Source organism: Burkholderia sp. WSM2230 (genome assembly GCF_000472445.1).
Classification (GTDB): domain Bacteria; phylum Pseudomonadota; class Gammaproteobacteria; order Burkholderiales; family Burkholderiaceae; genus Paraburkholderia.
Genome location: NZ_AXAJ01000007.1, coordinates 138,110 through 160,217 on the forward strand (window position 1 = coordinate 138,110; position 22,108 = coordinate 160,217).

General features: G+C 60.9%; 17 protein-coding genes. 6 read left to right on the forward strand and 11 right to left on the reverse strand.

All coding sequences use genetic code 11. From position 1 onward, the window contains the following. Positions 1-462 precede the first annotated feature (462 nt). Positions 463-3,144, forward strand: coding sequence for an ATP-binding cassette domain-containing protein (locus tag A3AC_RS0115765; protein WP_025599977.1), 2,682 nt, complete (start codon positions 463-465; stop codon positions 3,142-3,144). Positions 3,145-3,179: 35 nt separating this feature from the next. On the opposite strand, the gene A3AC_RS0115770 is transcribed toward A3AC_RS0115765, so the two are convergent. After that, positions 3,180-4,124 (reverse strand): glycosyltransferase family 2 protein, encoded by a 945-nt coding sequence (locus A3AC_RS0115770; RefSeq protein WP_025599978.1) that lies wholly within the window; start codon positions 4,122-4,124, stop codon positions 3,180-3,182. Between the two features lie 60 nt (positions 4,125-4,184). Beyond that, positions 4,185-4,895 carry a PIG-L deacetylase family protein gene (locus tag A3AC_RS0115775; RefSeq protein ID WP_025599979.1) on the reverse strand — a complete coding sequence of 237 codons (711 nt, stop codon included), beginning with the start codon at positions 4,893-4,895 and terminating at the stop codon, positions 4,185-4,187. A gap of 212 nt (positions 4,896-5,107) precedes the next feature. Between A3AC_RS0115775 and A3AC_RS0115780 the strand changes: the two genes are divergently transcribed. Further along, on the forward strand, positions 5,108-6,139 hold the full coding sequence (locus tag A3AC_RS0115780; RefSeq protein WP_025599980.1) for a flavodoxin family protein: 1,032 nt from the start codon (positions 5,108-5,110) through the stop codon (positions 6,137-6,139). Between the two features lie 88 nt (positions 6,140-6,227). Next, positions 6,228-7,466, forward strand: a complete 1,239-nt coding sequence (locus tag A3AC_RS0115785) for a phosphatidylserine decarboxylase family protein (protein WP_025599981.1) — start codon at positions 6,228-6,230, stop codon at positions 7,464-7,466. Between the two features lie 115 nt (positions 7,467-7,581). Here the strand turns inward: A3AC_RS0115785 and A3AC_RS0115790 are convergent, their stop codons facing one another. After that, entirely contained in the window at positions 7,582-8,457 is an 876-nt protein-coding gene (locus tag A3AC_RS0115790; RefSeq protein ID WP_025599983.1) for a manganese catalase family protein, read from the reverse strand. A 165-nt stretch (positions 8,458-8,622) separates the two neighbouring features. Between A3AC_RS0115790 and A3AC_RS0115795 the strand changes: the two genes are divergently transcribed. Beyond that, positions 8,623-9,123: a YciE/YciF ferroxidase family protein gene (locus A3AC_RS0115795; RefSeq protein WP_025599985.1), complete on the forward strand. Its 501-nt coding sequence runs from the start codon at positions 8,623-8,625 to the stop codon at positions 9,121-9,123. A gap of 129 nt (positions 9,124-9,252) precedes the next feature. On the opposite strand, the gene A3AC_RS0115800 is transcribed toward A3AC_RS0115795, so the two are convergent. The 4 genes from A3AC_RS0115800 to A3AC_RS30015 all read right to left on the reverse strand — a co-directional run bounded on the left by A3AC_RS0115800 (position 9,253) and on the right by A3AC_RS30015 (position 11,284). Next, positions 9,253-9,765, reverse strand: coding sequence for a hemerythrin domain-containing protein (locus A3AC_RS0115800; protein WP_025599986.1), 513 nt, complete (start codon positions 9,763-9,765; stop codon positions 9,253-9,255). A gap of 82 nt (positions 9,766-9,847) precedes the next feature. Further along, complete coding sequence (locus A3AC_RS0115805; protein ID WP_025599987.1) at positions 9,848-10,366, reverse strand: hypothetical protein; 519 nt, start codon at positions 10,364-10,366, stop codon at positions 9,848-9,850. Between the two features lie 53 nt (positions 10,367-10,419). Next, on the reverse strand, positions 10,420-10,647 hold the full coding sequence (locus tag A3AC_RS0115810) for a hypothetical protein (RefSeq protein WP_025599988.1): 228 nt from the start codon (positions 10,645-10,647) through the stop codon (positions 10,420-10,422). Positions 10,648-10,720: 73 nt separating this feature from the next. Then, on the reverse strand, positions 10,721-11,284 hold the full coding sequence (locus A3AC_RS30015) for an NUDIX hydrolase (protein WP_332261475.1): 564 nt from the start codon (positions 11,282-11,284) through the stop codon (positions 10,721-10,723). A gap of 20 nt (positions 11,285-11,304) precedes the next feature. Between A3AC_RS30015 and A3AC_RS0115820 the strand changes: the two genes are divergently transcribed. Next, complete coding sequence (locus tag A3AC_RS0115820; RefSeq protein WP_025599990.1) at positions 11,305-13,989, forward strand: glucose/quinate/shikimate family membrane-bound PQQ-dependent dehydrogenase; 2,685 nt, start codon at positions 11,305-11,307, stop codon at positions 13,987-13,989. A gap of 268 nt (positions 13,990-14,257) precedes the next feature. Here A3AC_RS0115820 and cydB read toward each other — a convergent pair whose 3' ends face one another. Both cydB and A3AC_RS0115835 read right to left on the reverse strand, forming a co-directional pair. Further along, positions 14,258-15,274, reverse strand: a complete 1,017-nt coding sequence (gene cydB / locus A3AC_RS0115830) for a cytochrome d ubiquinol oxidase subunit II (protein ID WP_025599993.1) — start codon at positions 15,272-15,274, stop codon at positions 14,258-14,260. Next, positions 15,255-16,706 carry a cytochrome ubiquinol oxidase subunit I gene (locus A3AC_RS0115835; RefSeq protein ID WP_025599995.1) on the reverse strand — a complete coding sequence of 484 codons (1,452 nt, stop codon included), beginning with the start codon at positions 16,704-16,706 and terminating at the stop codon, positions 15,255-15,257. The genes cydB and A3AC_RS0115835 overlap by 20 nt, the downstream gene beginning before the upstream one ends. A 240-nt stretch (positions 16,707-16,946) precedes the next feature. Here A3AC_RS0115835 and A3AC_RS0115840 point away from each other — a divergent pair, with 240 nt between their 5' ends. Beyond that, positions 16,947-19,253 carry an FdhF/YdeP family oxidoreductase gene (locus A3AC_RS0115840; RefSeq protein ID WP_025599996.1) on the forward strand — a complete coding sequence of 769 codons (2,307 nt, stop codon included), beginning with the start codon at positions 16,947-16,949 and terminating at the stop codon, positions 19,251-19,253. A gap of 63 nt (positions 19,254-19,316) precedes the next feature. Here the strand turns inward: A3AC_RS0115840 and A3AC_RS0115845 are convergent, their stop codons facing one another. Next, positions 19,317-19,904: a hemerythrin domain-containing protein gene (locus A3AC_RS0115845; protein ID WP_025599997.1), complete on the reverse strand. Its 588-nt coding sequence runs from the start codon at positions 19,902-19,904 to the stop codon at positions 19,317-19,319. Between the two features lie 114 nt (positions 19,905-20,018). Then, a complete protein-coding gene (locus tag A3AC_RS0115850) occupies positions 20,019-22,079 on the reverse strand; it encodes an NAD(+) synthase (RefSeq protein WP_025599999.1) in 2,061 nt (686 codons plus the stop codon). Positions 22,080-22,108 lie beyond the last annotated feature (29 nt).

Sequence of the window (22,108 nt, forward strand, 5' to 3'; positions counted from 1 at the left end):
TTGGCAGGGCGTGTATGCGGCGCTTTGCTGAGAACTCTTATGCAATTTCGCGCGATACGACGCTGTTACCCGGCGACAGCATGCGCTGTGCCTATGCGCGACAAGGCGGGCACGCCACCTCAATGCAACGGTGGGTGCGGAGAAGCGCTGTAGCGTTCCCTGTTTCCGAACCGGGAAGCGCTGTGGCGTTCCCTTTTTCTACAAGCCGTCATGTAAATTCGAGTAGTACTTGTACGGAAAGAGCGAATTTTTTCCTCTACCATGCGAGGCGAATCGCGCCTGTCCCCTCTGTGCTGCGTGTGCTAAGTTTTGTCCGATGGCGGGCGCAGTGCTTGCTCGTCACTGGCCTCGGCGCGCTTCCCCGCCATGCGGCGTTATCGTCGCGCCGCTTTGCGAATCCGCGTAGTGGAATCGAATGTCCGTCTGCAGCGCCCGTGCTGCGGCGGCTCTCACAGGGACCCCATGCCGAATCCCGCAACGCTGCCCCGCTCCCAGTTGACCCGCCGCATTGCCGCCGACCTGATGCGTGCGGTCTGGCGCTACCGCAACCAGACGCTCGCCGCTTTGCTGCTGATGGTCTCGGCCAAGCTCTCGACCGTGCTCATGCCGCTCGTGCTGAAGCACGTGGTGGACGAATTGGGGCACCCGATCGCGCAGGCGCTGTTTCCCGTCTTCCTCGTATTGACCTATGCGTTGCTGCGTTTTCTCGGCGATGCGTTGAACGAAGCACGCGACGTGGTGTTCAGCATCGTGACGCAACGCACGGTTGCGGCCTTCACAGAGCGCACCTTCGCGCACCTGCATCGCATGAGCGCGCGCTTTCATACGAAGCGCGAGACCGGCGCAATCGTGCGCGACGTGCAGAAGGGCGCCGACGGCATTGGGTTTCTGCTGGGCGTCGCGCTCTTCACTATCGTGCCGACCGGGTTCGAGATCGTCACCATCGTCGCGATCATGGTCCACAATTACGCGCGCGAATTCATGATTGCGATTGCTGCGACCTTCGTGTGCTATGCGGTGTACACGTTCGTCTTCACGCGGCGGCGCGTCGCGTTCCAGCGTGCGGTCAATGCGCTCGAGGCGCAATCGGACGGCCGGCTGGTGGACAGTCTGCTGAATTACGACACCGTCAAATACTTCGCCACGGAAGACACCGAAACGCATCGACTTTCAGCGGTGCTGGAAAAATGGGTGCATGCGAGGACCGCGAATCAGCGCGCGCTGACTGCGTTGCATGTCGGGCAGAGCGCGGTGATCGCCTTCGGCATTGGCGCGATCATGCTGCTCGCGGCGCAGCATGTGGTGGCCGGCGCCATGACCGTGGGCGATCTGATTCTGGTGAACGCGTACATCATCCAGATCTGCATGCCGCTGAATACGCTCGGCTTCGTGTTCCGCGAGACCAACGACGCGATGGTGAACGTGGAGCGCATGTTCGAGATACTGGCTGCGCGCGGGCGCGTTGGCGAAGATATCGACGAACCCGCCGCCAAACCGCTTATGGTGAGCGCCGGTCAGATATCGTTCGAGCATGTGGACTTCGGCTACGACCCGGCGCGGCAGATTCTGCGCGACGTCGATTTTCATGCGTATCCGGGCAAGACGCTGGCCATTGTCGGCGGAAGCGGCTCGGGGAAGTCGACGCTGGTGAAGCTGCTGTTCCGTCTATATCAGCCGAGCAGCGGCACGATTCGCATCGACGGGCAGGACATTGGCCAGGTCACGCAAAAGAGCCTGCGTGAAGCGATCGGCATCGTGCCGCAAGACACGGTGCTGTTCAACGAAACGATCGCCTACAACATCGCCTATGGGCGGCCGTCCGCCACGCGCGCGGACGTCGTGCGGGCGGCGCGCGCGGCGCAGCTCGACGAATTCATCGAACGCTTGCCGGACCATTACGACACGCGTGTCGGCGAGCGCGGCGTGCGGCTCTCGGGCGGCGAGCGGCAGCGCATTGCCATCGCGCGCGCGATTCTGAAAGACCCGCGCATCATCGTATTCGACGAAGCCACATCCGCGCTCGACACGCGTTCGGAGCGCGCGATCCAGACCGAGTTGACGCGCCTCGCGCAAGGCCGCACGTCGATTGTGATTGCGCATCGACTCTCGACCGTAGTCGACGCCGACTGGATTCTGGTGATGGAACATGGCCGCGTGGTCGAGCAGGGCACGCATCGCGAACTGCTCGCGCGCGACGGCGTGTACGCGAAGATGTGGTCTCTGCAATGGCAGCAGGGCGAACTGGAGCACGCGCAGCGCAAGCTCACCGCGCAATCGGTCAGCCTCGCGGCGTTGATGGCGGGCGTGATCGACGCGTTGCACGACGAGATTGCGGCACAGCGCGTGACCCTGTATCCGCAGATCAGCGACAACGACCTGCGTGTGACCGGCGACCCGAGCGTGCTGCAACCGCTGATCGCCGAGTTGTGCCGCAACGAGATCGTGCACGCGAAGCCGGGGCAGCGCATCGAATTGCGCGTCGAGCGGCATAACAATCAGGTGTGGGTGACCGTGCTCGGCATGGGCGAGAAGCCCGCGGAACTGTCGCAAACAGCGGCGCGCTATATGGAAGAGGCGCTCGCCGCCGCGGGCGGCAGCTTCACCCTGACGCCGCTCAACGGCCGGCTCGCGTATGTGGCAATGTTGCCGCTGCGTCCCGTGGCCGATGCGGATGTGCAGGCACAGGCCGCGGCGGCGCCTGCCGACGTGGACGGCGCCGCGCCGCTCGAAGGTCTCTTCGTCATGGCGATCGACGATCAGGAAGATGCGCTCGACGCGCTCGAAGCGGTGCTCACCGCTAGCGGCGCGCGCGTGCGGACCGCATTGTCGGGCAAGGAGGCATTGGACTGGTTCGCGCAGACGGAGACCGTGCAATGGCCGCATGCATTGCTATGCGATATCGTGCTCGCCGACGAAGATGGCTACGACGTGCTGCGCCGTTTGCGTCGGCTCGAAGCCGAGCGCCAGTTGCCGTTGCAGGACCGTGTGCCGGCCATCGCCTTGACCGGCTACGCGCAGAGCGAGGACCGCATGCGCGCGAAAATGGCTGGTTTTCAGGCGCATTTGACGAAGCCCGTTGCGCCCGAGCAGCTGATCGGCGAGATTCGCAATCTTGCCATGGCGTCCGCGCGTACCGGCGCGTAGAAGATTCGCGGTAAGCGTGAGGCGCGTCTGATGATTCACGTGCTGGCGTCGGCTTTACCCACCGTTGGCTTCGCGCGAGTGCTGGGCGCCGGCGCTGCCATCTGCCGTTCGCCGGTCCGCACGCGTTCGCGCAGGTTCAGCACGTGAGGTGGCACGGGCTTGCGGTTTCTCAACGCCCATGCAAGGCCGCGCAGGAGTGGAAGACCGTCGCGAGCGAGCGTGCCTTCGCGTGAGAAGGTTGCGAGCGCCTGTGCTGTCGCGCGGCACGCTTCGGGCCACGGCAGACGCAGCCACGCGATCCACGCGGCATTTCGCGCGAGCGTGCGCCGCCGCAAGCCGCTGTCGCGCGACGGCGACGGATGATGATGGACCATCAACTGATCGCAGTAGACAATGGCGTGCCCGGATGCGAGTACGTCCAGCGCAACAAGTTCTTCTTCTCCGCCGATGAAAAGCCGCCGCTCATAGCCGCCCAACTCGCGAAACAGGGATGTGCGAAACACGCACGCGCCCGCCATGTAGCCGATCAGCGCGGGGCCCGGCAATCCCTCGCTGCCGAGCGGGCTCGCACGCATTACCGAGCACATCGGGTCGGTGATCTGGTCTTCGCCCACCACCACGCGGCCGCTCAGAATGCCGACGTTCGGCCATGCATCGAGCAGTTGCACCGCGCGTTCCAGCGCGCCCGGTTCCCACCAGGTGTCGTCATCGCAGAACGCGACGTAGTCGGTGCCGACACAGGCAGCGGCGCGGTTGCGTCCAGCCGCGCCGAGATTCGCCTTGCATTCGACGATGCATACGGTAGGAAAGAGCGTCTTCACCAACGCTACGGTGTTGTCGCTCGAGCCGTTATCTGCCACAAAGATTGGCGGATTTTCCGGAAGGGCGACTAAGCGCTCGAGGGTAGCCACAAGCTCGTCGGCGCGGTTGTGTGTCAGAACGACGACCGAAATGCGCCGGGAAAGCGGTTTATTGTCCATGCGGTTGTTTGCTTTTAACGAGGCGATGCCCCGGTCAAGCAAACGATGTGCCGTTCGCTTTCAACCAGCTTCAGGTTCTATTCGCCGCGTTTGTAGCTGCCAATACTTTTCCGTCGAATAGAGCCTGGTTTCGGCGTCTGCACCGAATGCGCGCAACTGGCTCGTGTATGCCGCAATTGCTTCGCGCTTCATCTTTTCATGCGAAGCGGATCGGTTGATCGTGGCGGGCACGTCATCGGCGGGACTGAGCAGGTAGCCGCGTTTCGTCAGTTCTTCAATGCGTTGGGACACGGCCTGGTCCATCCGTCTATATGGAACGTCTTCATAAGCATGGAATACCGTGTCGGGCATCTCGGTGATTAGCGGGAGACACGCGTCGGTTACGAGCATGTGATCCGAATGAAAGAGGCCAAGCGGCACTATTGCCTTGTCCGGCTTGTGCGCCCGGAATGTGTGGCGCAGAGCTTCGGTCAGTTCATTCAGCGACGGAGTCTGTCGATATTGCGCATCGCAGAAGGGCAGATGAACGGGTTGCGCGCCGAGCATTTGCAGCGCTAGGGCGTCTTCCCGCTTGCGGGCCTGCATGGCTTCGAATGCGTCTTTAAAGCCCGATTGGCGGTCCCAGTCGGTCGACATATTCTCGCGCGGCGGGGCCGTAAACACCGTGCAGACAATCGCCGAGGGGCTCGCTATGAGCAGCAGGCCACAACTCAATACCGCATCGTCGAGATGGGGAGAAACGACGAGCAGGCGGGCATGCGATTGCGTCATTTTGTGATGTATCGGTCGTTGGAGTGAGAGGCAATTCGCCAGGTGAGCAAATCGCGGGCCCGCTCTCTGACCAACAGCGGTGCTACGCAAGGAATGCGGCTTGCTGCTCTATGGCCGTACTGTTTTCCGTGTGACACCTCGTGAGCGAAGCGAAGAATCCGTCGATAGCGGCCCCGCCTGTCGAAGTCCGCAAAGGGCAGGTTACGGAGCAACTGCCGCGCGAAGTCTTTCGCGAACGCTTCATGGCGCGCTTCTACGATCCTGCTTTCCGCCAGGAAGACGAGGCGCTGGCACGGCTCGAGGCCATCGCGTGGGACGCCTATTCGCAATCGCGCAAGTCGCCGATAACGTCGAAGGCAGGCGCTGGCTATGCCGATCCCGACTACGACCTGTCCGTCGAATGGCGTGCCGCAAGCGAGCGCATCCAGGCTGCGCAGGCCCGGCAGCGCGATCCGGCTACCCGTTCGCGGGTGCTGATCGTGAATGCTTCGTCGCGAAACGACTATACGTGTCCGAGCGAAATGTCGAAGAGCTTCCGGCTTGCGAAGATTGCCCAAGGCGCGCTGGAGCGGCGCGCTTTCGACGTGGACTTCCTCGATCTGTCGCGCCTGAACTCCGACCGCGATCTGCATATTCACCCGTGCAAAGGGTGCGTTTCGACGGCAATGCCGCTTTGCCATTGGCCGTGCAGTTGCTATCCGAATCATTCGCTTGGCCTCGTCAACGACTGGATGAACGAGATCTACGAGCGTTTTGCAGCCGCTCACGGCGTGATTTTTGTCACGCCGGTCTACTGGTATCAGGTGACGAGCCCGTTGAAATTGCTGATGGATCGCCTCGTTTGCGCGGACGGTGGCAATCCCGATCCGACCTCGACGCACGGTAAGAATCCCGAGGAAGCGAAGAGAATCGAGCTTGCCGGTTGGGATTATCCAAAACATCTGGCGGGCAGGGCCTATGGCGTGGTGGTACATGGCGACGTCGCCGGCATCGAGGGATCGCGCCGCGCGTTGAGCGACTGGCTGGACTGGATGGGCCTGATCGTATCCGGTCCCAAATCGCAGCTCGATCGCTTTATCGGCTATTACGAGCCTTATGCGACGAGCCACGCGACGCTGGACCGCGACGAGGATATGCAGCAGGAAGTCGTGAACGTCGCGCAGGCGGTGGCCGAATGCGTCGATCAGATCCGCAGTGGACACAAGCAGCCAGGCGACGCGCTGCAAACGCCGCGCGCGAAATAAGCGAGGGCGGGCAGCGCCCCCGGAGACGCTCATTGGACGCCCGGCGCAGTTTCTTTTTAACCTTTGAACGCGACATTGAAGGATCAGCATGACAGACAAAAAAGCGGCTGAACGGCGCCGCCTCGGTGGCTGGCTACCGACCAACGAAGAGCATCTTGCGCGTTACCGCACCGATCTCGCGGAAAAAGCTCGCGCCCGCGCGGCACACGCGCCGCGTACAGAGGCAGTGGAACATCTCGCCGCGCTGCTGAACGGCGACCCGGTGCTTCGCATGGATATGACGCGGGCCATCAATCAGGCGCTCGATGAAGGCTACGTGCTCGGCTATTCGTCGATAGACGAGTTGATGGTGATCATCGACTATCTGATGACTTATGCGCCGCCGTTCAGCGAAACAAGCCTGATTCAGTGTCCGTTGAATGCAGTGCTCGACTGGCCGATGTGTATGCCCTCCGGCTACGCGCTTTTTCGCGATCCGGCGTTCAACCAGCGGCTCAAGCATGTGCTCAATTGCTGGTGCGGATTCCTGAGCGGGCCGCATTCGCGAGAACATCTGAATACGTCGCCGCCAAACGGCTGGTTCTCGTCTGAGGCCGACAAGAAGATCAATTTCTCGCAGTTCTGTTGCGATAGGGACAAACCGTACTGGGGCTTTTCTTCATGGAACGACTTTTTCACGCGCCGCTTTCGCGAGGGCGCGCGACCCGTGGATCAGCCGGATAACGACAAGATCATTGTCAGCGCCTGTGAGGCGGCTCCGTACAACATCGAGACGGATGTCAAACTGACCGACAGCTTCTGGATCAAATCGCAGCCTTATTCGCTGCTGGATATGTTTTCCGCCGGCCAGCGCGAGCTCGCGCAGCGCTTTGTCGGCGGCTCTATTTACCAGTGCTTCCTGAGCGCATTCAACTACCACCGCTGGCACGCGCCGATAAGCGGCGTCATCAAAAAGGCATATGCACTGGATGGTACCTATTATTCTGACGCCGATGCGGAGGGCCGTGACCCTGGCGGTCTGAACGATTCCCAGGGCTACATCACCGCCATTGCGGCGCGCGCCGTTATCGTGATCGAAAGCGACGACCCCGCTGTCGGGCAGGTGGGCTGCATATTCGTCGGTATGGCCGATGTGTCGTCGTGCATTATCGAAGCGCTGCCGGGGCAACGCGTTGCGAAAGGCGACGAAATCGGCTTCTTCCAGTACGGCGGCTCGACGTGCTGCCTCGTGTTCGAACCGGGCGTAATCGACAGTTTCGTTCCCCAACCACCGTTCGACAATGCGCCGCCGGTCAAGGTGAAAACGCACCTGGCGACGGCGAGGTAGCGAGGCCGAACGCAATTTTCGACGGCTGCAAAGCTAAGCTGAAACGCCGCGAAGCGCGATACGCTCCGCGGCATTCTTCTTTTACAAGCGACTTTGGAATGCAGCGGACCAGAAACTATCCGGGCTGCTGTCCTGAGCCAAGATCCGCCCCCGTGACCGGGTCTGTCGCTGTGTTCGAAGCGGTTCGCGAAGCCAGCGCGCCGAGCACTTCGACATCCGCTTGCGTCACGTTGACCGACGGCAGACCGTCGCCGCCGTCCACCGCCGGTTGCGGCGCTTCGACAAACTCCCATTCCGGTCCTTCGTTCCAGGGGCCGCGTGCGTCTCCCTCTCCAGCAGACATGTTGTAGTACACGTTTGTAAATTCAGGAACGCCTGGCAATTTGCCTTGCGGGAAGTTCGGCTGGATGGAATGCAGTGCTTTCTCGAACGACTTCTGGTGAGCAATTTCGCGCGTCATCAGAAAGCCCAAGGCTTCCTTGATGCCCGGATCGTCCGTGACGTTCAGCAGGCGCTCATAGACGATCTTCGCGCGTGCTTCCGCAGCGATATTCGATCGCAGATCCGCGGTCGGCTCGCCGATCGTGTCGATGTACGCCGCTGTCCACGGCACGCCGGCGGAGTTGGTCAGCGCAGGTCCGCCGCCGTACAGCAGCGCGGTGGTGTGCGAGTCGTTGCCGCCGCCTGTCAGCGAGCGATACAGTTCCGCCTCCTGCTCGACGCCTTCGGCCAACTGGCCTTTCGCGCCCTTGTTCAACATGGCGACGATCGAGCCGATCACTTCGAGGTGACTCAGTTCTTCCGTTGCGATGTCGAACAGCAAATCCTTGCGGCCCGGGTCATCTTCAGCGACGGCCTGAGTAAAGTACCGGCACGCCGCTGCCAGTTCGCCCTGTGGCCCGCCGAATTGCTCGAGCATCAGATTGGCAAGGCCTGGATTGGGTGCTGCGACACGCACGGTATATTGAAGTCGCTTGTTGTGAACGAACATGGCTTCTCCGTTGAGTATGGTTGGGGAAAGTTGGACTGCGTGACGTTCTACGCATGCGCCGTACCTGGTGCGAATGGGCACTACCGTCTGCGCGAAACGCGCTAATCTCGCCGGGCACACCCGTTGCGCGATGCAGGGCTCCTTAACACTACTTGGGAGTTGCACATGACACAGCGAAAGACCATCGACGATCTGTTCGTTCACATGCTCTCGGATATCTACAGTGCGGAGAAGCAATTGACCAAAGCATTGGCAAAGCTCTCGCGTGCTGCGTCCGATCCGCAACTGAGCGAGGCGTTCAGGATCCACCTGGAGGAAACGCAGGGGCAGGTGGAAAGAATCGATAAGGTTGTAGAAACGAGCGGTGTGAAGTTGAAAAGAATGAAGTGCGTCGCAATGGAAGGCCTGATCGAAGAGGGGCAGGAACTCATCGACGAAATAGACAAAGGCCCGGTTCTCGACGCGGGCCTTGTCGCCGCCGCGCAAAAGGTCGAGCACTACGAAATTGCGGCTTACGGCAGCCTGTGCGCAATCGGTAAGCAGTTGGGTTTTACCGAGGGCGTGAATCTGCTGAAGGAAACGCTCGAAGAAGAAAAGGCAACCGACATGAAGCTCACCGAATTCGCCGAGCGGGCAGGCAACGAAAAGGCAAAGCAGCAAAAGTAACGGGGCATTCCGCCGGGTGAAAACGAGGCGGGATGAATGCAGGTGTGTTGATGTTGTCGATCCCGCCCGTGACAGGGCGGGTATTTTGCGGGCCGCGCATTACGCGTCAGCCCGCACCTGGAACATGCATCAGGTTTTGTCGCCGACAGAGCGGCTTCCCACCTGGTCGAGTTTGCTTTGCAATTCCATCTTGCGCTTTGCGATCTTCTGGCCCAGTGCCTTTACGTCGAGATTGGCCTTGCGCAGTTCGGGGAAAAGCTCGCTCTCTTCTTCCTCGACGTGATGTTGCACCATTTCGCTCATTACCTTGAAGGTCGCATCGAAGCCCTTGTCGCCCGCCTTCAGCGTTTCGAATTTGCTGATCAGCGTCTTCACCAGAAAGTGTTCGACGTAGGCTTCCTCGACGTCGACCACGTCGCTTGAAGGAAGCGCTTCGCTCGCGGCTGGATAAAGCAGCTCTTCTTCGATAATGGTGTGAATGGTCAGTTCTTCGCAGGCACGTTGAGCGAGAGTTGCCTTCGCTTCCAGGTCGTCTTCTTTGGCCTGCTTGAACGCGGTAAAAAGCCGTTCCACTGCGCGATGGTCTGCGGTGAGCAGTTCCAGCGCGTCGTCTGTGTTGGGGGTCGGTTGTTTTTCTGGCATGTCGCTCTCCATGTTGAACGCCGCCGCGCGGCGGCACGTATCGAGGCAAGCACCGCAAGCATTGTGCCTGTGCAAACCCGGCTCAGCTTCTGCCCTTGCGCGGCGCGGCAGCGTTGACGAGCGGATTGAACGCAGCCGTGCGGGTTGGTTTCTCTGCGGACCTGTCGGCATCTTTCGCCTTCGAGGCGCCGCTTTTCCGGGTAGCTGGCGCGCCGCGCGTGCTGCCGGACAATTGTTTCGCGAGTTCGGCGCTTTCGTCGTCTTCTGCTGGTTCCTCGTTATCTTCTTCCTCTTCGGCTTCACGCGACGCGCGGCTCGTCTTTTTTGTTTTTGCCGCGCCGGCAATGTGTTCGATCACGGACAGAAACGACTTGCGGGCCGCGCGCAACGGTTCGCCTGGCAGCATCGTAAGTGTGACCACTTCGTGAATGGAGCGTCCGTCGACGGAGCGCTCGGTCGGCTCAGTGTCCCAGTCGGGGTTCGCGTTGGCGAATGCGGTTAGAAGCCGCTCGAGGACGGCGGGCGACAGCACGCCGCCGTCATACAGGCTGATGATCGCGCGTTCGGCGAGCGCGAAAGGTGTAGCCGAAGTTTTAGGCACCGTGCTCGCCTCCTCGCCGGTAAAGGACGCGATAGTTCAGGGGTTCACAGCGTTCAGACGGCCTGCCTGGCTTCACTGCCTTTCAACTCGCCGTGACGATGAGCGTGTGTGGCCGCGTATTTGAGCTCGAAATGCGCGCCTTTGCCGCTGCGTGTCGGCGGAAAATGTTCTCCCTCCACGCATGTCACTTCGAACGTGTCTTTGCCGTCGTCACGAACGACTGCATAGATGCCGGACGTCTTGACGATCTCGCCCGGCTTGAATGAGTTATCTCCTGCCATTTGAAACTCCGTGAGTGAGTACACAACAAGCATTGCTATGCAACGCTTATGCCACCCATTTCCACAACGTGCGTCATGCGCGCTCGAAAAAGACCCGATGCAGGCTTTCCTGTCGAGCGGAGCCCAAAGGGCCGCGTTCTTCGAACAGCACCTGGACAATTCCGCGCGTGGACACACTGACCCATGCGGAATGAATGTCTTTAGCGCGGATCCAGCGGCATCGGCGGATTTCGTGACCCGGTACCGGTTCTACATTGTCGGGAATGCGCGCGGCGAATACATAGTGGCGAGTGCGTGCGCCCCGGAACTCAAAGATGTAGTGAAGCGCCAGGTCGCTCAATTGTGTTTCTTCTACGAGTTCGCGAACTGCAGCCGCGGATATGGGTTCGCCTGCCTTGCATCGGCCCCCCGGTAGCGCCCATCTTCCATTGGCTCTCGCGACAAGCAGGATGCGATTGGCGCGCAGACACAGTACGGTGGCTCGGTGCTTCATGGCATATCGGCAAAGAGGTGCGAGCTTACAAAGCATGCAATATGCCTTCCCGCCGTCGGTCCGGGAACTACAAATGCTACTCGCAGGGCGGCGCCTTCCAGCTCTGTGCAGGCGGGCGATTTTTTGCAATTCAATTTGAATCATTGTCTGCAGAGGTGGCGAATATGTCGAAGCCGCATCGGTTTCCACCCGCGCTCGCGGTCCCCGCGGTCGTATTTATCATTCTCGGTTTAGCGTTGGCCGCGGGCGGCGTTCCGCTCGTCACGCTTGGCGGCTCCTGGTACTACGTGATTACGGGTATTGCGATCGCGTTGACTGGCGTGCTGGTCAGCATTCGCCGGCGCTCAGCGCTGTGGTTGTTCGCGCTGATCCTGTTCGGCTCGACGATCTGGGCCGTGGCGGAAGCGCGCTTCGACTTCTGGCAATTGTTGCCGCGTTTGTGGGTGTGGCTCGTGCTCGCCTTGTGGCTTCTGTTGCCGCCTGTCACACACAAGCTGGTTTTCGGACCGCCGGCAGCACATCGGGAGGGTGTGGTGCCGTTGGCAGCTGCCGTGATCGTGACGGTGCTGCTCGGCATCGGCACGGCATTCAATCATCCGTACGATCACCCCGGCACGCTTGCGTCTACGGCGGCCACTCCCAGTACGACGCTTGCCGGCGACGCAAACCGCCAGGCGGCCGACTGGATTGATTATGGAGGTTCGCCATTCGGTCAGCGCTATTCGCCGCTTACGCAAATCACGCCGGAAAATGCGGGGAAATTGAAGGTGGCGTGGCAGTTCGAAACAGGCGACAAGCCGGGTCCCGGAGACCCGACTGAGACGACTGCCGAGAATACGCCGATCAAGGTTGGCAATAAGCTGTTTCTCTGCACGCCGCACAGTATCGTGATCGCACTCGATCCCGCGTCGGGCAAGGAGCTCTGGCGCTACGATCCGCATATTCAGAGCCCTGTCGGGTTCAAGCACTGGGAACATATGACATGCCGTGGCGTGTCTTATCACGACGACGCGATGTATCCCGCGAATGCCACGGTTGCGGCGGCGGCTAACGCGGCGGCTGCTTCGGCTGCGGGGGCGGATACGGGCGCGAGTGCCGCAGCGAATGCGGCTTCGGGTGCGGCCTCGAGTGTGACTGCCGATGCATCGTCCAGCACGGCGGGATCGAGTACTCCAACGTCTGCTTCGGCACCTGCTGCCGGCGCAGCATCGGCGAACACCGAAGCAGGCGCAGGCGCTTCGGCCCCGCCTGTCACTGCGGCTGCGGAACCCGCGTCAGGCACGACCGCCGCCAGCGATTCTTCAACCGCCACGCAGCAGACGGCCAACGCCGCGGCGAGCGCCGAATGCCCGCGCCGCATTTTCCTGCCGACTGCCGATGCGCGCCTCATCGCACTCAATGCGGACACAGGCCAGCCATGCGCACATTTCGGCAATAACGGTCAGATCGACCTGCGCACGAACATCGGTCCGTTCACACCCGGTGGTTATTACTCGACATCGCCGCCCGCGGTCACGCGCGATCTCGTCATCATCAGCGGACACGTCACCGATAACGAATCGACCAACGAACCCTCGGGCGTCACTCGTGCTTTCGACGTACATGACGGTCATCTTGTGTGGAACTGGGACGCGGGCAATCCGGATGCGATCCAGCCCATCGGCCCGAATCAGACATATGTTCGCAATTCGCCGAACATGTGGTCGGTGTTCAGCGTCGACGAAAAGCTCGGCATGGTTTATCTGCCGCTTGGCAATCAGACGCCCGACCAGTGGGGCGGCGCGCGCACGCCGGCTTCGGAAAAGGTGGGGGCGGGCGTGGTCGCGCTCGATCTCGCCAGCGGCCGGATGCGCTGGAATTATCAGTTCACGCACCATGATCTATGGGACATGGACGTGGGCGGGCAACCTTCGTTGATCGATCTGCAGACACCGGGCGGCGTGCAGCCTGCACTGATTGCGTCGACCAAGCAGGGCAGCATCTACGTGCTGAACCGCGAAACAGGCAAGCCTATCGTCCCCATCGCGGAAGAGCCGGTGCCCCAAGGCGCGGGTACGGGCGATCACACCTCGCCGACGCAACCGTTCTCGGCACTGAACTTCAAGCCGCCGAAAGTCCGCGAGCGCGACATGTGGGGCACCAATCCTTTCGACCAGTTGTGGTGCCGCGTGAAATTCAAGTCGCTACGCTATGACGGCATGTTCACGCCGCCTTCCGAACAGGGATCGCTTGTTTTCCCGGGCAATTTCGGGGTATTCGATTGGGGCGGCGTGGCAGTCGATCCGGTGCGGCAAATACTCATTGCGAATCCGAGTTACATGGCCTTCACGTCGAAGCTGATACCGCGTTCACAGATTCCGTCCGATAACGGCGACAAGAAGGGCAGTGAAACGAGCGGCATCAAGCTCGCTCGCGGCACGCCGTATGGGTTCGAGCTCAACGCGTTTCTTTCGCCGCTCGGCATTCCGTGCCAGGCGCCGCCATGGGGCTATGTGGCGGGCGTCGATCTGCGCACTAACCGCATTGCATGGGAACACAAGAACGGCACGATCCGCGATAGTGCGCCTTTGCCGATTCCGATGCCGCTCGGCGTGCCGAGTCTCGGCGGGATGATTACGACCGCCGGTGGCGTCGCATTCCTCTCGGGTACGCTCGACTACTATTTGCGCGCTTACGATGTGCGTACCGGCGACCGCTTGTGGCAGGCGCGCTTGCCTGCAGGCGGCCAGGCCACGCCAATGACATATGCGGACAGCAACGGCAAGCAGTACGTACTTGTGACCGCCGGCGGCCACGGCTCGCTGGGCACGAAGCAGGGAGACTACGTGATCGCCTACACGTTGCCCTGAAAGACGACTGCGGATTGAAAATCAGCGCGCCGGCGAATGCGGAAATCATCTCGTATCGCGGCGCGCTTTCGAGCGGTTTGTCGATAAACGTGGAAAACGTTACGCGTCAGCGGGCAAACATTTCCACCGACCAGACAGTGCACGAATACTATGAGCCGGTCATTGCGTTGCCGCGTGTAATGCGGCTTTCAATAAGCCTGCTACCAGGCCCACCGTGACGACGCCCAGCACCCATAGGCCGACGAACCATGCGAATCGTCGCCACATGCTAGTGATACCCCTCGCCAGCGCGCATTTTGCCTTTGAAGACAGAATACGCGTAGATGGTGTACCCGAGAATCATCGGGATCGTGATAGCGGCGCCGACCAGCAGAAATAGCAGGCTCGCGTGGGGCGCCGCTGCATCGCGGAAAGAAATGGTGGGCGGCACGAGATACGGATAGAGGCTGATCAGAAGCCCCGCATAGCAAAGAATGAAAATGCCATAGGCAAATAGCAACGGCAGTACATGACGGCGCGCGGAAAGACTGCGCCAGAAACCCGCAGCGAGAAGTACCAGCAGTATCGGCACCGGAGCGGTCAATGCGGCAGCGGGCCAGCGGAACCAGCGCTCAGTGAGCGAGCCTTGCAGCATCGGCGTCCACAGCGTGACTACCACGATCAGTGCGAGAACCGCGACTGCCATGGCGCGAGCATAACGGCGGCAGCGTTCATGCAGTGGGCCCTCGGTACGCCAGATTAGCCAGCATGAACCAAGCAATGCATAGCCGACGATGACCGCGAGGCCGCACAACACGGTAAAACCGGTGAGCCAGTCCCACCATCCGCCGGAATACGAAACGCCCTGGACGTGAATGCCCTGGAGCAGTCCGCCCAGCACGAGCCCCTGGCATAGCGCGGCCATGGCCGAGCCCGAGAAGAACGCGACGTCCCACCACGTACGGCCCGATCCTGTTGCGCGAAAACGGAACTCGAAGGCGACGCCGCGAAACACGAGCGCGAGCAGCATCGCGATGACAGGCGGATAGAGTGCGGGGAGAATGATCGAATAGGCAAGCGGAAAAACCGCAAACAGGCCGCCGCCGCCGAGCACCAGCCAGGTCTCGTTGCCGTCCCATACCGGCGCGATGGAATTGACCATCAGATCGCGGTCGTCCCGATTGCGTTCGACGGCGAACAGGATGCCCACGCCCAGGTCGAAGCCGTCGAGCAGCACGTACGCCAGCACGGCAAACGCGAGAATGGCGGCCCATATGAGCGGCAGATCAATCGTGGCGGCTGTCATGGCGCGAGTCCCGCGAAAGAGAGTGGTCCGTGGTGTCCGATACGGCTTGCCGCTGTGCAGGCCCAGGCGTGATGCCCGCGCTGCGATGCGGTTTGTCCTTCGCGGGCCCTTCTGTGGTGAGCGATGGCGGCCTCGCCATGAGCCGCAACAGGAACACCATGGCCGCGCCGAATACGATCAGATAGACCACGCCGAAAGCCGCCAGCGATGTGGCGACACCGGGCGCGGCGATGGGCGAGACGCTGTCCACGGTACGCAGATGCCCGTATACGGTGTAAGGTTGACGGCCCACTTCAGTAACGGTCCAGCCGCACAGCAATGCGATAAGACCCGAAGGTCCCATTGCGACCATGAGCCGATGCAGCCAGCGCGCGCGATAAAGCGAATGTCGGGCCCGCAGTGCGAGACTGGTAAAGCCGGTCAGCGCCATCAGCACACCGAGGCCAACCATGATGCGAAAGGCCCAGAAAATCAGCGGCGAATACGGACGATCGGCTGGCGCGAACTCCTTGAGGCCCTTGATCGAGCCGTTCCAGGTGTGCGTGAGAATCAGCGCGCCCAGGTGCGGAACCTCGACGGCATAATCGGTGGTCTCGGTCTTCATGTTTGGCATGCCGAACAATATGAGCGGCTGGCCTGGTTTCGATTCCCAGTCGCCCTCCAGCGCAGCGATTTTCGCGGGTTGATGCCTCAGTGTGTTGACGCCGTGCTGGTCGCCGGCGAGGATCTGGATCGGCGCGACGATACACGCCATCCATAACGCCATGGAAGCCATCAGGCGCGCAGGCTCATTGCCCTGATCGCGCAGCAGATGCCACGCACCTACCGCGCCCACGATAAACGCCACGCTCAGATAAGCGGCCAGCACCATGTGCGCGAGCCGGTAGGGGAACGACGGATTGAAGATGATGCTGAGCCAGTCGGCAGGGAAAAAGCGCCCATCCACCTCTGTAAATCCCTGCGGCGTCTGCATCCACGAATTCACGGCCAGAATCCAGAAGGCGCTTATCAACGTGCCGACTGCCACGAGTACCGTCGCAAGAAAATGCAGCCTGGGACCGACGCGCTTCATGCCGAACAGCATTACGCCGAGAAAACCCGACTCGAGAAAGAATGCAGTCAGCACTTCGTAGCCCATGAGCGGGCCCACCACGGGACCGGCGCGATACGCGAAGCCCGCCCAGTTGGTGCCGAACTCATACGACATGACGAGGCCCGACACCACGCCCACGCCGAACACCACGGCGAAGATCGTCAACCAGTAGCGGAATACCGCCAGGTAGACGGGTTTGCCGGTGACGAGCCATGCGCCTTCCAGTACCGCGAGGTAGCTGGCGAGCCCAATCGACATAGCCGGGAAAATGATGTGAAAGGCGATGGTGAAACCGAATTGCGTCCGGGCGAGAAAGAGAGCGTCAACCGAGGGTGGCATCACGGTACCTCGTGTGCGGGACGTGAAGGGCGAGGGGTGAAACGGCGTTTTGCGCTGCAAGATGCTTATGAAGGGTAGCAAATCGCCGGCCCGGCTGCGTGAATCTTCACGCACCCACCCACTGCATTCGAGCACGCCGTAAGCCGCCCCGTAAACCTATTGTCAGGACTGTATGCGCCATTCTCAAACAGGTACATGCATTGCTGTCCGCTCATGCATTCTCAATGCGCGGAGACGGTGATGAAAGAGAGCGACACGACACGAGATTACCCGTTTGCCTCCGGCGGCTGGGGATCGTTGAGGGCAGTCACGACGATCCTCGCGCAAGAGCACGTGGGCGTAAAGGACAGCGCGGCACTGGCGAAACAGAACAAGCCGGACGGCTTCATGTGCGTGAGCTGTTCGTGGGCCAAGCCAGCCGATCCGCACGTGTTCGAGTTCTGCGAAAGCGGTGCGAAGGCAACTGCATGGGATCTCACGTCGAAGCGAATGACGCCGGAGTTCTTCCAATTGCACACCGTGACCGAATTGATGTCATGGCACGATCACGATCTCGAGGAGGCAGGGCGTCTCACGGCGCCGTTGCGCTACGATCCCGCTACCGACAAGTACGTGCAGATAGAGTGGCAACAGGCGTTCGACGAAATCGCCCGCGAGCTTAACCAGCTCGAGCCGGACAGCGTGGTGTTCTACGCGTCGGGCCGCGCATCGCTCGAAACCTCATACATGTACCAGCTTTTCGCGCGCATGTACGGTACGAACAACTTGCCGGACAGCTCGAACATGTGTCACGAGAGCACCAGCGTCGGCTTGAATGAAGCGATCGGGGTTGGTGTCGGCACCATCACCCTCGAAGACTTCGAGAAAACGGATCTCATGTTCTTTTTTGGGCAGAACGTCGGCACCAATAGTCCGCGCATGCTTCATCAGTTGCAGGACGCGCGCAAACGCGGCGTGCCGATCATTACGTTCAATCCGCTTCGCGAGCCGGGCCTCGTGCGTTTTGCCAACCCGCAGTCGCCGGTGCAGATGCTCACGCCGGACAACACGCAGATCAGCACGCAATATCATCAGGTGAAGACAGGCGGTGATACGGCGGCAATTCTCGGCATCTGCAAGGCGGTCATTGCAGCGGACGACCTGGCCATTGAGCAGGCGCGGCCGCGCGTGGTCGATGTCGATTTCATTCGCGAGCACACCACCGGCTATGAAGCATTCGCGAACTATGCGCGCGAAGTGTCGTGGGCCGACATAGAAAACGTGAGCGGCCTGCCGCGCGAGGCGATGGAAGCTGCAGCCGGCGAGTACATCAAAGCGAATGCTGTGATGATTCACTACGGCATGGGACTTACTCAGCACAGGCTTGGGGTGCAGAACGTGCGCATGGTGTGCAATCTGCTGTTGCTGCGCGGCAATATCGGCAAACCGGGAGCAGGGCCTTCTCCGGTGCGCGGGCACTCGAATGTGCAGGGGCAGCGTACCGTCGGCATCACGGAGAAACCCGAACTGGCGCCGCTCGACAAGCTGGCGAGTCAGTTCTCTTTCGAACCGCCGCGCAAAAAAGGCCTGAATACCGTCGAAGCGTTCGAGGCAATGCTCAAGGGCGACATAAAAGGCGTGTTCAATCTGGGCGGCAATCTCGTGCGTTCCGTGCCGGACCGTTTGCGGATAGAACCGGCATGGCGAGGATTGCGGCTGAATGTGAACGTTGCGACGAAGCTCAACCGCAGCCACCTCGTCCACGGCGAGATCTCGTACATTCTCCCGTGTTTGAGCCGCATTGAAATCGACCGGCAGGCGAGTGGCGAGCAGGCGGTTTCAATGGAAGATAGCACCGCCTGCATGCATGGCTCGCGCGGCGTGGCCGAGCCCGCGGGTGAGAACATTCGCTCCGAGCCGTACATTGTCGCCGGTATTGCGAAGGCGACGCTGGGTAGTCGCTTCAATGTGGACTGGGATGCATGGCGAGACGATTACTCCGCGGTGCGCGACGAAATTGCAAAGACGTACCCCGAAATCTTTCACGACTTCAATCAACGCATGTGGACGCCAGGCGGATTCCACAAGCCGTTGCCCGCACGCGAGCGGCAATGGAAAACGAAAAGCGGCAAAGCGGAGTTCATCGTGCCGAAGGCGCTAGGCGAAGATCCCGATATGCCCGAGCGCGGACCAGACGCGCTGCGGCTCATGACGCTGCGCTCCGACAGCCAGTTCAATACGACGATCTATGGTCTCGACGACCGTTTTCGCGGCGTCAAAGGCAACCGCATGATTGTGCTGATGAATAAAGGAGATATGGCGGCCAACGGTCTTTCCGAAGGCGACAGGATCGGCTTGCAAACCATTTCCGACGACGGCTTTGACCGGCGCGTAACCGGCCTCACTGTGAAGGCGTACGACATCCCTCCCGGCTGCATAGCCGGTTATTATCCCGAATGCAATCCGCTGCTGCCGCTGTGGCATTACGCTGAAGAGAGCAAAGTGCCCGGCGCCAAATCGATTCCAGTGAGGATTGTCGACAAGCCGGGTACGCCTGCTGCCGCGTGAGAAAGTTGCCGGACCGCTCCGCAAATGGCCCGGCACATCTTGTTTTACGCGCAATGACCGCCGTTAATCGGCGTAACGCATTTTGCGCGTTTTGGGCAGGCAATGCGTCGCGCCGATCACAAGCAGAGAGCCGAGCAGGAACGTGGCGATCGGGAAGGTGCCCGCCGTGTTCACGGCGATTTCGCGCGGGCGCTCGCCGAGAAGCTGCAGTCTGCGGCGCGTCATCTTCGCACCTAGCGAACGCAGCTCGTTCTTCAATGCGCGCTCGGCGGCGGGCAGCAACACAGTTTCCTCATCCGCCACATGGTGCATGACTTCGCGCATCAATTGCTGGAACAGGCCGTCGTATGCCGCGTCTTCGGGGCCGGTCGCGCGCAGCTTCGCGATGGTGGCGCGCATTTCGTCGTGTTCCGGGCGGCTCTTTTCAAGCGTCTGATCTTCGCTGAGTACGCCGCTCAGTGCTGGATAAAAGATTTCTTCTTCCAGCTGTGCGTGAATTTCAAGCGCGGCACATACTGAATTGACAATGGCGCGTTTGCGCCACCACGGACTGTCGGCGTGATAGCGATGAAATGCGGTGAGCACATGCATATGATCCAGGCGGATCATCGCGGTAATGGTAGGGGACATCGAGGAATTGCTATCGGGCATGGCAGTTCTCCAGAATGACGCGGCGCCAGGCGTCGGTATTGGGGGTTGTCGGCATGCGCAACGTCGGCATGCGGGCGCTCGCGGATGCGCCACCTCCCGCATTTGGCATTCCTGCTATGCCTCGCCCTGGTCAGGAATTTTTTCTATGTCGCGCAGCCACACGGTGGCCTCGCTGTCGCTCGGCGCCCGCCAATCGCCGCGCGGTGAAAGCGAGCCGCCCGAGCCCACTTTCGGCGCGTTGGGAATGCACGAGCGCTTGAACTGGCTCGTGTGGAAAAAGCGCTCGGCAAAAATCGCCAGGTTGCGTTTGATGTCGGCCAGCGTGTATTCATTGCGCGTGATATTCCGGCCTGCCGGCCACACGCCACGCTCACGGTCGGCCCACGCACTATGCGCAAGAAACGCGACCTTGGAGGGAGTAAAGCCAAAGCGCAGCAGGTAATAGAGGTTGAAGTCCTGCAATTCATACGGGCCGATGATGTTCTCCGTTTTCTGGTCAATGACTTTCTCGACTTTTCCGGGCACCAGTTCCGGGCTGATCTCCGTTGCGAGAATCTGCTCCAGCACGCTAGAACCCGCATCGCCCACCTGACCCGATTCCGCCACCCAGCGGACCAGGTGCGTAATCAGCGTCTTCGGCACGCTCGCGTTGACGCTGTAATGCGACATGTGATCGCCGACGCCATAGGTGCACCAGCCAAGCGCCAGTTCGCTGAGATCGCCGGTGCCGATCACGATGGCGTGGTGAAAATTGGCGAGCCTGAAAAGATGGCTGGTGCGCTCGCCTGCCTGAACGTTTTCGAACGTCACGTCATACTGTTTTTCGCCCGCTGCAAAGGGGTGATGCAAGTCCTTCAGCATCTGCATGCAGCTTGGACGTATGTCGATTTCTTCCATCGAACAGCCAACCGCCTGCATCACATCTTTGGCCTGCTGGAGCGTGCGGCTGCTGGTCGCGAAGCCCGGCATGGTGTAGCCGAGGATATTCGAGCGCGGCAGTTTCAGGCGATCCATGGCCTTGGCGCAGACGAGCAGTGCCTGAGTTGAATCGAGCCCGCCTGAAACGCCGATCACCACTTTGGAGATCTTCGCCGCGCCGAGTCGCTGCAAAAGCCCCTGTACCTGAATGTTGTAAACCTCGGCGCAGCGTTCGTCGCGCGTGGCCGGATTGGACGGCACGTAGGGGAAGCGGTTGATCGCGCGCATGAGCGGAAGATGCTCTGCGCGAGGCAGCGAAGCGGGCACGCTGACTACCTGGAACTTGCCGACTTCCTGCGCGTGGCGGCGCGTGGACTGGCCGAAAGTGGTCTGCCTCATCCTCTCGCGCGATAGCCGTTCGAGATCGACGTCGCCATAAATGATGTGCGACGTATCGAGAAATCGCTCCGATTCCGCGAGCATTTCGCCGTTTTCGTAGATCAGCGCCTGACCGTCCCACGCGAGGTCGGTCGTGGATTCGCCGCGGCCCGCCGACGAATACAGATACGCGGACAGGCAACGCGCGGATTGTTGGCCCACCAGTTGATGCCGGTAGCCCGACTTGCCGATCACGATGTTCGACGCCGAAAGGTTCACGAGCACCGTTGCACCCGCAAGTGCGGCGAACGACGAAGGCGGCACCGGCACCCACACGTCCTCGCATATTTCAATGTGAAAGCGAAAGAGCGGCGCTTGCGGAATCTCGAACAGCAGGAATGCACTGAAAGGCGTCTGCTGTCCGCACAACGTCACCTCGCCGGAGGATGCGTTTTCCGCCGCGCTGAATTGCCGGGCCTCGTAAAACTCGCCGTAGTTCGGCAAATAGCTCTTGGGCACCACACCGCACAGTTTGCCGTTGGAAATCACGAGCGCGCAATTGAAGAGCTTGTGTTCGATCTTCAGCGGTGCACCGATCACAAGTATCGCGGGAATATTGGTGGACGCCGCAACGATGTCCGCGATTGCCGCCTCGCACGCATCGAGCAATGCGCGCTGATGGAACAGGTCGTCGCAGCTATAAGCGGAAATGCCCAGCTCGGGAAACACCACGAGCGCAGCACCTTGTTGCGCGGCTTCCTGCGCGAGGCGCAGCGTTTCCTGCCCGTTGAATTGCGGATCGGCGACGCGGCACACCGGAACGGCAACCGCGACACGCGCGAAATCATGGCTGTAGAGATTGAAGAATGATCGCGTCATGGTGTGCAGCGCCTTCGAAAAGCCGGCCA